General features: G+C 53.2%; 15 protein-coding genes. 11 read left to right on the forward strand and 4 right to left on the reverse strand.

Annotated elements, in window-relative coordinates:
• The first annotated feature begins 148 nt into the window (after positions 1-148).
• From NUV48_14665 to NUV48_14690, 6 genes are all read left to right on the forward strand, one after another.
• Positions 149-1,390, forward strand: coding sequence for an aminotransferase class I/II-fold pyridoxal phosphate-dependent enzyme (locus tag NUV48_14665; GenBank protein MCR4443373.1), 1,242 nt, complete (start codon positions 149-151; stop codon positions 1,388-1,390).
• Between the two features lie 146 nt (positions 1,391-1,536).
• Positions 1,537-2,148, forward strand: a complete 612-nt coding sequence (locus NUV48_14670; GenBank protein MCR4443374.1) for a TetR/AcrR family transcriptional regulator — start codon at positions 1,537-1,539, stop codon at positions 2,146-2,148.
• An 18-nt stretch (positions 2,149-2,166) separates the two neighbouring features.
• A complete protein-coding gene (locus tag NUV48_14675; GenBank protein ID MCR4443375.1) occupies positions 2,167-3,183 on the forward strand; it encodes an acyl-CoA dehydratase activase-related protein in 1,017 nt (338 codons plus the stop codon).
• Positions 3,155-4,249: a CoA protein activase gene (locus NUV48_14680; GenBank protein MCR4443376.1), complete on the forward strand. Its 1,095-nt coding sequence runs from the start codon at positions 3,155-3,157 to the stop codon at positions 4,247-4,249. Before NUV48_14675 ends, NUV48_14680 begins: the two co-directional genes overlap by 29 nt.
• Positions 4,246-5,211: an acyl-CoA dehydratase activase gene (locus tag NUV48_14685; protein MCR4443377.1), complete on the forward strand. Its 966-nt coding sequence runs from the start codon at positions 4,246-4,248 to the stop codon at positions 5,209-5,211. Before NUV48_14680 ends, NUV48_14685 begins: the two co-directional genes overlap by 4 nt.
• 75 nt (positions 5,212-5,286) lie before the next feature.
• Positions 5,287-6,366: a hypothetical protein gene (locus NUV48_14690; protein ID MCR4443378.1), complete on the forward strand. Its 1,080-nt coding sequence runs from the start codon at positions 5,287-5,289 to the stop codon at positions 6,364-6,366.
• Here the strand turns inward: NUV48_14690 and NUV48_14695 are convergent.
• From NUV48_14695 to NUV48_14705, 3 genes are all read right to left on the reverse strand, one after another.
• Positions 6,363-7,025, reverse strand: coding sequence for an SdpI family protein (locus tag NUV48_14695; GenBank protein ID MCR4443379.1), 663 nt, complete (start codon positions 7,023-7,025; stop codon positions 6,363-6,365). The two genes, NUV48_14690 and NUV48_14695, sit on opposite strands and share 4 nt — an antisense overlap.
• On the reverse strand, positions 7,018-7,311 hold the full coding sequence (locus tag NUV48_14700; GenBank protein MCR4443380.1) for an autorepressor SdpR family transcription factor: 294 nt from the start codon (positions 7,309-7,311) through the stop codon (positions 7,018-7,020). The genes NUV48_14695 and NUV48_14700 overlap by 8 nt, the downstream gene beginning before the upstream one ends.
• Before the next feature lie 114 nt (positions 7,312-7,425).
• Complete coding sequence (locus NUV48_14705) at positions 7,426-7,740, reverse strand: hypothetical protein (GenBank protein ID MCR4443381.1); 315 nt, start codon at positions 7,738-7,740, stop codon at positions 7,426-7,428.
• A gap of 126 nt (positions 7,741-7,866) precedes the next feature.
• Here NUV48_14705 and NUV48_14710 point away from each other — a divergent pair, with 126 nt between their 5' ends.
• The 5 genes from NUV48_14710 (at position 7,867) to NUV48_14730 (ending at position 12,873) form a co-directional block, all read left to right on the forward strand.
• On the forward strand, positions 7,867-9,561 hold the full coding sequence (locus NUV48_14710) for a nucleoside kinase (GenBank protein ID MCR4443382.1): 1,695 nt from the start codon (positions 7,867-7,869) through the stop codon (positions 9,559-9,561).
• A gap of 159 nt (positions 9,562-9,720) precedes the next feature.
• Positions 9,721-10,404 carry a FadR family transcriptional regulator gene (locus tag NUV48_14715; protein MCR4443383.1) on the forward strand — a complete coding sequence of 228 codons (684 nt, stop codon included), beginning with the start codon at positions 9,721-9,723 and terminating at the stop codon, positions 10,402-10,404.
• Between the two features lie 70 nt (positions 10,405-10,474).
• Positions 10,475-12,181, forward strand: a complete 1,707-nt coding sequence (locus tag NUV48_14720; GenBank protein MCR4443384.1) for an FAD-dependent oxidoreductase — start codon at positions 10,475-10,477, stop codon at positions 12,179-12,181.
• Positions 12,182-12,186: 5 nt separating this feature from the next.
• Entirely contained in the window at positions 12,187-12,513 is a 327-nt protein-coding gene (locus NUV48_14725; protein MCR4443385.1) for a 2Fe-2S iron-sulfur cluster-binding protein, read from the forward strand.
• 15 nt (positions 12,514-12,528) lie between these two features.
• Positions 12,529-12,873 carry a cupin domain-containing protein gene (locus NUV48_14730; protein MCR4443386.1) on the forward strand — a complete coding sequence of 115 codons (345 nt, stop codon included), beginning with the start codon at positions 12,529-12,531 and terminating at the stop codon, positions 12,871-12,873.
• A 78-nt stretch (positions 12,874-12,951) separates the two neighbouring features.
• Here the strand turns inward: NUV48_14730 and NUV48_14735 are convergent.
• Positions 12,952-13,491: carbon starvation protein A (locus tag NUV48_14735; GenBank protein MCR4443387.1), on the reverse strand; the 540-nt coding region annotated here is incomplete at its 5' end.

Genomic DNA, 13,491 nt, shown 5'->3' on the forward strand with positions numbered 1-13,491 from the left:
ATGCTTGATTTGCGATTAGAAAATCATAAAAATAGCTTACATCGCAAAAAGCTCTGAAAATAAAAAAAGAATGTTTTAACCGCTTCGATATGATAAAATTGATCTTAAATATCACCAAGCAACAAACTGAAAGGGGGAACCATCCGTAATGAGCATTTCTTTAGCCGCTTCCCATGCCGCGGGCAAAGGCAAAGAAGGAGACGCCGTTTTCACCATATTGAAAAGGGCCAATGACGCGATTGCCGCGCTCGGGCCGGACAAGGTCGTCAATGCGTCAATCGGGGCTATTTATGACGAAGAGGAGAGATTTGCGGCCTTTAAATCCGTCAGTGAGTATTACCGTTCCATGCCGGACGAAGAGTTGATGAATTACGCTTCGATTGCCGGCCAGCCCGAATTTTTGGAGGCAGCCGTTGAATTCACTTTTGGGAACCACAAGCCCGAAAACGCCTATATCAAGGCGGTGGCCACTCCCGGAGGCACCGGGGCGGTAAGGCACGCTTTCTACAACTATCTGGAACAGGGGCAAAAGGCCTTGATCCCCGACTGGTTCTGGGGACCTTACCAGACCATCGCCGCCGAGCACCTGCGCGGCGTGGAGACTTACCGGATGTTCGACGAAAACAATAACTTCACCCTGGCTTCGGTTAAAGAAAAGACCGCAGAACTTTTAACAGCGCAGGACAGCGTCGTGATTGTTTTCAATACTCCGGGCCACAACCCGACCGGCTACAGCATGAGCATCGACGAATGGAGGGACGTGCTCGATTTCTTTAAAGAGTGCGCCGGCGACCGGAAGAAAAAGATGGTCCTGCTTTTGGACCTGGCCTATATAGACTATGTGCGGTCGCCGGATGAGGCCCGCGCCTTTATGAAGCTGTTCGGCGGCCTGCCGGAGAACATCCTGGTGACTATGGCCTTCAGCATGTCCAAGTCTTTCCTGCTGTACGGCATGCGTTGCGGCGCCTTCATCGGCATCAGCTCTTCCCCGGAGGTGGCGGAAGAGTTTTATCAGATCAACACCTACTCCTGCCGGGGAGTCTGGTCCAACGGGACCAGGGGCGCCCAGAAGCTGCTGGCGGACGTGATGAAAAATCCCGCTTTGAAGGAGAGCATCGACCAGGAAAGGAAAACTTACAGCGAACTGCTTCTCAAGAGGGCCGGCATATTTGTGGAAGAAGCCCGGGAGGTGGGGCTTCCCATTCTTCCTTACCACGGCGGGTTTTTCATTTCCGTGCCGGTGGAAAACTCCAAAGCGATTGCGGAGAAGCTGATGGCAGAAAACATCTTTTTTGTCCCCTTGAAAAAAGGATTGCGCATCGCCGTTTGCGGGCTGCCCGTTTATAAAATACCGGGCCTGGCGGCGAAAACAAAAGCCGCCCTAAAATAATAAAAAAACTAATCCTCCTCAAAACGAGGGGGATTTTTTGTCGGATTTTGCGGTCGGATTCCACTTGACTGTAAGTTGAGCTGGACTTATGATAAGGTTAGTAACGACTAACCAGGAATAACAGCGGGTATAAATGGGGGGTTATTGTGCGGCTGGACAGGAATAAGCGGAGAGCTCAGATACTGGAAACAGCCACCAGGATTTTTGTGGAGAAGGGCTACCATGACACCAGGACCAAACAGATCGCCGAAGCCTGCGGGGTTACGGAACCGGTGATTTACAAGCATTTTCGCAGCAAGGATGAGCTTTTCCTGGAGGTTATCGCCAGCATAGCCGGGGAAACATTCAACGAGATCAGCTTTGATTCGCAAAACGACACGGAACACATCATCACCTCTTTTGTGTTGAACAAGGCGGAAAAGATCGAGAGCAACTTCTTGCTGTTTAAGCGCCTGTTGAGCGAGCTTTTGGAGAACGAAGAGATACGGCGCTATTATTACCATAAATACCTTCCGCGCCTTGCCTATCCGTTGATTGGCTATCTCGACCAGCTCAAGGAGCAGGAACTGATCAAAAAAGACGTGCCGTCCAAAGTCATTTTGCTGGGACTGGCGGGGATCATGCTTATAGGTTCGCTGGCCAAAAATCTGGAAAAAGAATCGGCGTTTGCCGAGATTTCCGGGAAGGAACTGGCTTCACAGATGCTGCACATTTACCTGCACGGGTTAATCGTTAAAGATAAAGAGCACATGGCCTAAGGGGGAAATTTATCGTTTATGGGGGTTAAAATAGGGTTCCCGCGCACTCTTTTCTACTTCATTTATTTTCCTTTCTGGCACGCTTTTTTTTCCGGCCTTGGTTTTGAAGTCGTCACTTCCCGGCCGACCAACAAGCTGAGCCTTGACCTGGGAGTCCAGGAAGCGGTGAATGACGCCTGTTTGCCGATCAAACTCTATCACGGGCATGTCGCCGAGCTAAAGGATAAGGTCGATGTTCTTTTTTTGCCGCGCATGGTCAGCGTGCGCAAACTGGATGCCGAGACCTTTTGCCCGAAATTTCTCGGTCTTCCCGACATGATCCGCAATTCCATCGCGGGATTGCCGGAGATTATCGATGAAAAAGTCGACCTGGCCAGGGGGTTTTTCCCCCTCTGGAAGCTCGGCCTGAAAATCGCTCGCCGGCTTGGTTATAAAAAAGATTGGCATACATGGCGGGCTTTTGTCAAAGCCAAAGCGGCCCAGGATAAGTACATCAGAAATTTGGCGGCGGGGGTTCCCCCCCAGGTGGCCATGGAAACGGCGGTTACCGGCGAACCCGTTCGGCTGCCCGATGTCCCGGTTCCCGATTTGAACCTGGCCATTCTGGGTTATCCTTATCTGATTTACGATTCGTTTGTCAACATCGGTCTTTTTGAAAAACTCGCGCAGATGGGCGTTCGCGCCTGGACCGTGGAAATGGTGCCGCCGCACCGCCTGGAAGTCCAGGGCAAGAACCTCTCCAAACACCTGTTTTGGCATTTCAGCAACAGGGCGGTGCGGGCCGCGTTCTATTACTTGAACGAAAAAAGGGTTGACGGGATAATCCATGTCACCGCTTTCGGCTGCGGTCCCGATGCCATGGTCGATAAACTCATGGAACTCGAAGCCAAAAACCGGGGCAATGTCCCTTACCTGACGTTGTCGCTGGACGAACATACGGGAGAGGCCGGGGTGCTGACCAGGGTTGAGGCTTTCACGGACATGCTGAGAATACGGAGGCGAGAGCATGAAAGTGTCGTTTCCCATCATGGGTAATTCTTACGTGGCGTTTAAACAGCTCGTGGAACAGATCGGGCATGAGCCGGTTGTCCCTCCGCTGCCCAGTTCCAGGACGATGACGCTTGGAACCACCTATTCTCCCGAATTTGCCTGCATACCGTTTAAGATCCTGATGGGGACATACCTGGAGGCGATAGAAAAAGGGGCCGAACTCATCATCTCTTCGGGCGGGCACGGTCCCTGCAGGGCCGGGTATTACGGCGAAGTGCACCAGCGAATCATCAACGAGCTGGGCTACAAGACAAAGGTAATAATCTTTGACTCGGTAAACATGGCCTTCAAAGACTTCTTCAAGAAGCTGCATTATATTCTCAGGACGGGAAAAACCTCCTGGTGGCAGTTTATCAAAGTCTACAGGACGGTCTGGGATAAACTCCTGGCCCTTGATGAAATCGAGCTGCTCGCTCACCAGGTGCGGCCTTACGAGGTAGAAAAAGGGAAAACGAGCGAGGTTTACCGCCGGTGCCTGGCGATAATGGATCAGGCCCGGACCAGGACCCAGATTAAAGAGGCCAAGGAAGCCTGTTTCCGGCTCCTGCAGAATATTTCTCAGGATAAAAGCAGGAAACCGTTAAAAATAGGGATAGTTGGGGAAATATATGTACAGATAGAGCCTTTTGCCAATTTGGACATCCAGGCGACCCTGGGAGAAATGGGCGTTTTCACCAAGCGAGGGATCCATTTGAGCGAATGGTGGATGGAAACGACCCACCAGTCGCATAATGAAGAAAAGGCCGTTGCCGCCGCCAGGCCTTATCTGAACCAGATGATTGGCGGGCACGGTATTCTCTCGGTAGGCGAGACCATTCTCTATGCCAGGCGCGGGTTTGACGGGGTGATCCAGCTGGCTCCCTTCAGCTGCATACCGGAAATAGTGGCCAAAAGCATCCTGACCCAGGTGAGCAGGGATTATGGTATTCCCGTGCTGACCATCTTTCTGGATGAACAGACAGGCAGAGAGGGCTTGCGAACCAGGCTGGAAGCGTTTGTCGATTTACTCCAGCAGCGGCGCCAAAAGAGATTGGGAGGAGCAGTGTCGTGAAAGCTTATCTTGGTGTAGACGTGGGTTCCGTCAGCACAAAACTCGTCGTTATGGACGAAAACGACGAGGTGCTGGAGAGCCTGTACTTAAGGACACAGGGACAGCCGGTCAAGATTGTCCAGGACGGTTTAAGAACCCTCGGTGAAAAATTGGGGCAATACGTTGAAATCGCCGGGACCGGGGTTACGGGGAGCGCCCGCAACCTAGCGGCGGTGCTGGTTGGAGCCGACGCCGTGAAAAACGAGATCACCGCCCATGCCGTGGCTGTTTCCAAGCTGGTGCCGGGTGCCCAGACAATACTGGAAATAGGCGGGCAGGACTCCAAGATAATAATCATGCGGGACGGGATTGTGACCGATTTTGCCATGAACACGGTGTGCGCGGCCGGTACCGGGTCTTTTTTGGACCACCAGGCCGATCGTTTAAAGATACCGATTGAGCAGTTCGGCGAACTGGCCCTCAGGTCAAAAAACCCGGTCAGGATCGCCGGGCGGTGCGCTGTTTTTGCCGAGTCCGATATGATTCACAAGCAGCAGCTCGGGCATGCCGCCGAAGATATTATTGCCGGTTTGTGCGAGGCCCTTGTCCGTAACTACTTGAACAACGTGGGAAAGGGGAAGGACATCCTGCCCCCCGTGGTTTTCCAGGGCGGAGTGGCGGCCAATACGGGGATCAAAGCCGCCTTTGAGAAAGCCCTCAACATGGAATTGATCGTTCCCCAATATTTCAGCGTCATGGGTGCGGTGGGCTGCTGCCTTCTGGCCAAGGAAGCCGTGCGCGGCAAACAGACCAAATTCAAGGGCTGGCAGGCTGCCGAATACAAGTTCCAGCCGACAAGTTTTGAATGCAAAGGCTGCCCCAACCTCTGCGAGGTAATCCAAATCTATGAGAACGGCGTGCTCATTGCCCGCTGGGGCGACAGGTGCGGGAAATGGTCCAACGCGGTGGTGAAGGTGGGCTGACCGGCGCTTGAAGATCAAATAAAGAAAACTCCTTTTGGTTAGACTCTAAAGAGTACGCCGTAAAGGAGTTTTTTTATGCGCTTATCTTTTCCTCACATTGGAAAACTGCATGCGGCGCTGGAAAAGGTGTGCCGGCTGCTGGGCATACCCTGCCTGGTCCCTTCTTTACCCGGGCCGAGGGCGCTTGAACTGGGACAGGAACTGGCGCCGGAAGGATCGTGTCTTCCTTTTTGCTTGGTTCTTGGAAACATGCGGGAAGCCCTTGAGCTGGGAGCCGATACCCTTATCATGCCGGGGGGATCAGGGCCCTGCCGCTTCGGCTATTTTGCTTACCTGGCTTTTCAACTGTTGAATGAGGCCGGCTACAGGTTTGCGCCGCTGATCATCGACAGGGGACATTATTACGTTAACTTCAGGCAAATCAAAAAAACAGGCGGAGTTTCGACACTCGCGCTGTTGAAGGCTATCCGGTTTGGCTGGGCGGTGGTTGCTTGTGAAGATGCGCTGGACCGCCTGGAAAGAGAATGCCTGCCGCCAGAAACCGGAGCTTTTTTAAAGACTTGCCGCGACAGGCTAAAAGAGACTTCTTCGCTCGTCGAAGTGGCCGGGATTCACCAGGCTGCCCTCAGGTTTAGGGAAAAGCATCTTTTAACCTCCAGGAAAGAATTCTTGAAGGTCGGGCTGGTGGGCGACATTTATACCCTGCTGGAACCTTATGCCAACAACCGGGTGGAAGAGTATCTCCGGGAAAAAGGGGTTGTGGTTATCAGGGAAATGTCGATTTCCGGCTGGCTGCCAAACATATTTCTTCCCTGGCGAAGAAGCCGGTACCGGCAGAACCTCCTGGAACTGGCCAGCCCGTACCTGCGGGACGCGGTAGGAGGTTTCGGCCTGGAATCGGTAGCCAAAGCGAAAGGGATGAGAGCGCGGCCGGTCGACGGTATTATCCAGCTTTTTCCTCTCGGATGCATGCCGGAGATCGTAGCCCGTAGCGCGCTTGATAAACTCAGCCGGGAGGAAGATGTTCCTGTCCTGAGCGTGACCCTGGACCAGCATAAAGGCATGACCGGTTTTGAAACGCGCCTGGAGGCGTTTTTAGACGTGCTGGCGGCAAGAAAAAGGAAGCAGCTGGACAGCTTGTCTTTTGACTCCTAGTTCATCCGGGTTTTTCTGAAAAGGAAATAGGAGTATATGATGGGGACGAAGCCGATGATAATAAAGGAAGCGAAATAGAGGTAGTTGAGCCAGAGCTGGCGAAAAACGCTTAAAACCATCCCCAGGGCTCCCGCTCCCACCCACAAAGGCGCGGCGAAACGGTGCGTCTTATACCAGACCTCTTCGCTGGCCAGCGTCCAGGGTGTCTTTATACCGACGAAATAGTTGTGCTTGATCTTGCCCATGTAGTTTCCAAGCACCAGGATAAGCAGCGACACGAAAAATTTAACTATGGCATCCACCCTGAGCGCGTATCCAAGCGCTGCCAGCAGGGTGACGATATAGATAAGGGCTAGAAAAGCATGCAGGAAGAGGCGGATGACCCGGTAGGCTCCGGCGAAACGCCTGTAGTTTTCGCGGCGCGGGTCGATGCGGGGCAAAAGGAGCATCAGCGGGTAGAGGCCAAGGTTAAGGAGAGGGAAAAACAGGACCCCAAAGGACTTGCTGACCCAGCCGTCCACCTGGCCTTTTATATTCCAGTGACCGGGTATCATGTCAGGCAGCCGGGGATACACGCAAATGCCGGCCGCCAGGGTTGCCAGGATGAGAAGCAGGATGGGCCAGTCTTTTTTGATGTTTTTACTTAACCCGTCATTCATTGGATTCAACCTCCGTTACAGGTTTGCCGGTCAAAGTAAGGAACCAGTTGATAATGTTGTCAAAAACGCTCGTGTTGAGGGTATAGACGATATTTTGCCCCTGCCGCTCGTCCTCGATCAGGTCGGCCTGTTTTAAGACGTTCAGGTGATGGCTGATGCTGGGTTTGGAAATGTTGAACTGGTTGGCTATTTCTCCTGCTGTCATCGGTTTGGACCTCAGCAGCTGCAAAATCTTGCGGCGGGAGGGGTCGGAGAGGGCTTTGAACGTGGCGTTGAGAGGACTCATAAACTCACCCCCGGAGAGAATCAAAGGTATATTTCAACATTTATAAAATTATCTAATTATCTTTTAGTTTAAATAAAAGCAAACCTCCTGTCAAGATCGAGTATAATATTGTCGTTAAGGGGCAGGCATTGACTTTTCTGGCGCATGGCGCGGAGAGAGGACAACGGTGACGCTGCTGATGATGATTTCGGTTTCATAAGCTGGAGAAGGGGAAGGCGTGTATTTTTGACGCAGTTCCACCCGCGGGATGATGACGGATAGTTCGCTGGGAACGTCGAGGGTGGTGTCCCGGCTCACCGACAGCTTGACACCCCAGAGGTTCAAATCGATCCGGTCCGCTGTACTGCGCTGAATGTATAATGACGGGTCCCCTTTTTTATCCGGTCGGCCGGTTTTATTGTTTCTATTATTTCCAAAAAATATTTTCATGGCTGGGCCTCCCTTGTTTATCTATATATATGGCGGCGGGGATAAAGATGTTACCTTTGAAAAAAACAGGAGGCTTTTTGTTCCGCGTGAAATATAATAAGATCAATACGAGGAGGGAAGAGAGAGTTGACGCTGCAAAAAGATCTTAAAAAGAAAAAAGAGAACGTCTTGCTGAGGGTGAATGGAACAGCCGTCGAAGCTCCCTTGGGGGTCCCCCTGGCAGAGCTGGCCGGCAGCGTGTGCCAAGAAGCCGCTTTACCGGTTTTAGCCGCGCGGTACAACAACGAGATGGTGGATTTGAGTGAACCGGTCCGGGAGGAAGGAAGCATTGAATTCCTGGACCAGAGGACGGAAGACGGGATGCGCGTTTATCGTCAGAGCCTCGTTTTTCTCCTGGCGAGGGCCGCGTACGAATTGTTCCCCGGCAGCCGGGTGGTAATCAAACATTCCCTGGGAAAAAGCTATTACTGTGAATTGAAAGGGCGAAAGCCGCCCCTGCTTGTTGAGCTGGCAGCCCTTGAAGCACGGATGCGCGAGATGGTCGCAGCCGATGAACCCGTCTGGCCGCAGATGATGAGCAAAGAAGAAGCAAGTCAAAAGCTTTTGGCCTTTGACCGCGAGGATACGGTCGAACTCTTGGAGAACATGCCGTGGAAGAAAGTGAAGGTCTATTCTTGCGGCAGGTATGCGAGTTATTCAAGCACGGTACTGGCCTCCCGCACGGGTTCGATTGGCGTGTTCAAACTTGAACCCTATGAACGGGGATTCGTCCTGCGTTTCCCCGATACCGGCAATCCGGAACAGGTAGCCCCTAAATACAATCTATCCAAGCTGGCCCAGGTCTGGCAAGAATCGGAGGAATGGGCGGCGATCCTGGGGGTCAGGAACCTGGCCGGCCTGCTGCGCCTGCTAAAAGAAGACAGCGGGGAGGCCAACACGCTGGTCCACGTGGGAGAAGCCCTCCAGGAAAAGAAAATTGCCCGGATTGCCGATGAAATCTACGCACGGCGGGACAAGGCACGGATTGTCCTGATTGCCGGGCCGTCGTCTTCCGGCAAGACCACTTTTGCCCAGCGCCTGGCCATCCAGCTTCGCGTTCTAGGCTTGCGTCCCGTTTATATCTCCACCGACGACTATTTTGTCGAACGCGAGCTGACTCCGCTTGACGAATACGGCGAATATGACTTTGAAGCGCTGGAAGCCGTGGATCTGGCGCTGTTCAACGAGCATCTCCAGAGATTGATGGATTGCCAGGAGGTGGAGTGTCCCGTCTACAACTTCCAGCTCGGCTCGCGCGAGCGAAAAGGAAGGCTTTTGAAGGTGGAAGAAGGCAGCCCCATCATCATCGAAGGAATTCATGCCCTCAACGAAACCCTGACCTCTTCCGTCCGCAGGGAGAACAAATACAAGATCTATATCAGCGCCCTGACCCAGGTGTCCATCGACGACCACAACCGCATCCATACGACGGATACCAGGCTGATCAGGCGCATCGTCAGAGACAGCCGGTTCCGCTCCCAGGACGCCCTGTGGACTTTGAAATACTGGCCGTCCGTGAGGCGGGGAGAGGACAAAAACATCTTCCCCTTCCAGGAAGATGCCGATATGATGTTTAATTCCGCGCTGGTTTTCGAACTGGGCGTCTTAAAAAAATACGCCTATCCTCTCCTGAAGGCGATCGACCGCGGCGAAAAAGAGTATTCCGACGCCCGGCGCCTGCTGGATCTCCTGGATTATTTCCCGGAAATCCCCGACAGTATTGTTCCTCTTAATTCAATCCTGCGCGAGTTTATCGGCGGCAGCTCTATTCACGGGAAATAGAACCGGGGTTGACTGGCCGGGGGAAAAAATAATCAAAAGTAAAAAATAAGGTTGCCTTAAAAGGCAATTTTATGTATACTGGTAATACCACTATACAATATAACAAGTCGTCCAAATAAACAAATTATCCTAGAACCAGGAGGAAAAAGGTGGATAGTTATGGCTGGTGGAAAATTTCATAAATTAACCAGGGAGAACTTTTCCGATCAAATAATAAGCCAGATCAAGGGCATGATTGAAGCTGGAGAGCTGAACCCCGGCGACAAGCTCCCGTCGGAAAGGGAACTGTCACTGCATTTGGGCGTAAGCAGGCTGCCGATCAGGGAAGCCTTGAAGACACTGCAGTTTATTAATGTGATCGAAACCAGGCAGGGTGAAGGGTATATCGTCAAGGGGCTTGACAGGGCTAAACTCCTGGACCTGATCGATGAAATAAGCGAACTGGAAGGGATCATGGACGACTACAAGGAAGTCAGGCTCATTCTGGAGGTCAAAGCGGCCGAACTGGCCAGCTTGAGAAGGACCGAAAAAGACTTGCAAAGAATGGCCGAGGCGCTGGAGGAAATGGAAAGGGAAATAAAAGAAAAGCAGGCTGAGGCCATAAAAGGTTCCATTGATTTTCACAACGCGGTGATAAGAGGCAGCCACAACAGGTTGATTTTATCGATTTATTACTTCTACAACGAAATAGTGCAGGAGGGGAGGCTGCGCACCAAAACGGTGCCCGGCAAATACGAAAAGTCCCTTGAGGTCCACAGGATTATTTACCAGGCGATCAAGGATAGGGATGCCGTCAAGGCCGCCGGGGTCATGAGAAAACATATTGAGGAGACTTTTGTTTAATCCTGTTCCTGCTGCCCCTGCCGGCAAACATTTATTTCCAGAGAATAACAAAAGAAAGGTGAGAAGGCCCATGAAATTTAATCACGCTGTTGTCGAATCGGACGTCCTGATCATCGGGAGCGGCTGCGCGGGGCTGGGAGCGGCCCTGGAGGTGGCAAAACTCGGGCGGAACGCGGTGGTGGTGGAAAAGGGCGAAAGAAGCGGCCACTGCGGCGCGTCGATCATGGCCATCCAGCTGGCCTGCGCCGCACTGGGGCTGTATGACGACGACTCGCCGGAACTGCATGCCCTGGATACCGTAAAGTGGGGAGGAAACATCTGCAATAAGCGGCTGGTTTCCCGCATGACCGAAGAAGCGCCCGCCAGGATTCTCGAATTTTACCACTGGGGAATGAAGTTTGACACAAAAGACGGCAAGCTTAACCTGCTGGCAAGTCCCGGCCACTCGCGGAGAAGAGCCCTTTTTGTCGATTTCAAGTACGGGACGGGCCGCTCGATGATGCAGGCCCTAAACAGCCAGCTAATTCCTCATGCGGGAAGGATTAAATACGCCGGGTACACCCATATCCTGGAGCTTCTCGTTTCAGACGGCGAAGCAGCCGGCGCGGTCGGTTTCGATTTTGAAAAGGGAGAAATCAAGATATTCCGCTCCAAAGCGGTTATCCTGGCAACCGGGGGCGGTATGGAAATATACGGAAGGAATTCAGGTTCCAAGCACCTGACAGGGGACGGCTACCACCTGGCCTACAAGGCGGGAGTACCGCTTCAGGACATGGAGTTCATCCAGTTCATACCCATGGGCACCCTCTACCCTCATATCCCGGGTATGGTCATGACCATTCTCGAACCTATCAGCTACAGGACGGGAGGAAGGGTGACCAACGGCCGCGGGGAAGAGTTCCTGGGAAAATACGATTCGCGCGGATTGAAGGCGACGCGTGACATTATCGGCTACGCCATGGCCAAAGAAGTTTTGGAAGGAAGGGGAACGCCTCACGGCGGCATCTATTTTGAACCGGGGACCGCGGGGGCGGATGCTCTGATCAATGAGTACGGCCAAGAGTTCATCGATAAGTTTATACAAGCGGGTGTCGATATTACCAAAGAAAGAGTAGAGGTTTATCCCATCGCGCACTACTTTATGGGCGGAGCTCAGGTGGACATCGACGGGAGGACCGTCATTCCCGGGCTCTTCTGCGCCGGAGAAGTGGTGGGCGGCATTCACGGGGCTAACAGGCTGGCTGGCAACTCGCTGACAGATGTCATGGTGTTTGGCAAGATCGTTGGCAGGGCGGCGGGGGAGGAGTCGACAAAAAGGGCCCTGCTGCCGCTGGATATTAATATGGTGGCCAATGAAACAGGTAGTTACCTTGCCGGCAGGCTGTGCAGGCTGTCAGACCCAGAAGCTTCCGTGACAAGGCTTAAAGAAGTCCTGCAGGAAAAAATGCTTTCCAAAGCCGGGCCGGTCAGGTGGGGAAACGGTCTTGAAGAAGCGCTGCAAAAGATAGTGGAGATTGAAAAAGAATACCTGCCGCGGACGGGAGTTAGCGATTTAAATCCAGTATTCAACCAGGAGCTGGCAGACATTCTGAACCTGGAGAGCATGCTTACCACCGCCAAGCTGGTCGTGCAGTCAGCCCTGGCTAGGGAAGAAAGCAGGGGCGCCCATAAGAGGGAAGACTTTCCGGAGGAAAAACAGGAGTGGGTCGCTAACGTTGTCGTGAAGAGAAAACCGGGTTCAATTCTGCCGGAAGTAGAAAAACAAGCGGTGAGGTGAATGAGATGAGCGACGGATGGAAAGAGATAACGATTACGGTGGTCAGGCAGAAACCTGGGGAAGAGCAGCAGCGGTTGGAATCGTATAGGATACCTTACCAGCGAGGCATGAGCGTGCTGGATGCGCTTGATTCCATCAGAAGGCTTTACGACCCCTCTCTCGCCTATAACCATTCTTGCAGGCACGGCAAATCGTGCCGGCTCTGTGTGGCCGAGATAAACGGCAGGGTGTCGTTTATGTGCGACGTTCCCGCTGCTGACGGCATGGTGGTAAAGCCGGTCAAGAATAAAAAAGTCGCCAGGGACCTGATCGCTTGGGGAAAAAAGGAATAGGAGAGTGAAAGAGGCATGATTGTAAAGAAAGAACAAGCAATACACAGAGAGGTTGTCCCCGGTGTTTTTCAAACCCATTACATCGATAAAAGCAGCGGGGCCGGGGGCGTATCCATGGGCGTGGTTACGCTGCAGCCGGGGGCCGGTTTGAAACCGCACACCCACAAGGTTGAAGATGCCATGATTATAATCGAGGGAAAAGGGCTGTTTATCCTCGGCGACAGGGAATACCCAATCGAGGAAGGCATGGCGGTCATGGCTCCGGCCGGAACGCCCCATGGGCTCAGGAACAACGGGGACAAACCCCTGCGCATAGTTTATACCTGGCCTGCGGTGGAAGTGGAAAGGTATTTTATTTAAACAGATGTGCAAGAAAAGGGCTGACCTTGAGCGGCAAGGTCAGCCACGGAATTTTTGTGCGGATTAATTTGTGACGGCTTACGCCTTGAGGTCGCTGTCCCCGGTTTTCGCGGCGAGGACCTTGCAGGCCTGGACGAGCAGGATCACGGCCAGGACGAAAAGGACGACGCCGGAGAAGACCAGGAGGTTGTTGCCGGCGGCTAGGTTGGCCTTGACCAGCAGGACCAGGGCGGTGAGGGTCACCGCGAACATGAAGGCGGTGGGAATGGTGAGCATGGAGTTGTTTTTCTTGGCCTTTTTGAGGTAAACAGCCACCGCGATCAGGGCCAGGGCAGCCAGCAGCTGGTTGGCCGAACCGAACATCGGCCAGACCACGGCCCAGCCCTTCAGTCCCAGCAGGACGCCGCACAGGCAGGTGATCGCCGTGGAGACGTAGCGGTTGGCCAGGAAACTCAGCGACTTGTTTTCAGAGAAGAATTCCTGGAAGATGAACCGGGCCAGGCGGGTGGCCGTGTCCAGGCTGGTGAGGGCGAAGGCGGAGAGGGCCAGGGCGGCGAACTGCTTGCCCACGTCGAAGTTGATGCCGATGGTGGTCAGGAAGGTGCCGACCCCGCTGGC

The sequence above is a fragment of the Peptococcaceae bacterium genome (assembly GCA_024655825.1).
In the GTDB taxonomy this organism is placed as follows: Bacteria; Bacillota; Peptococcia; order DRI-13; family PHAD01; genus JANLFJ01.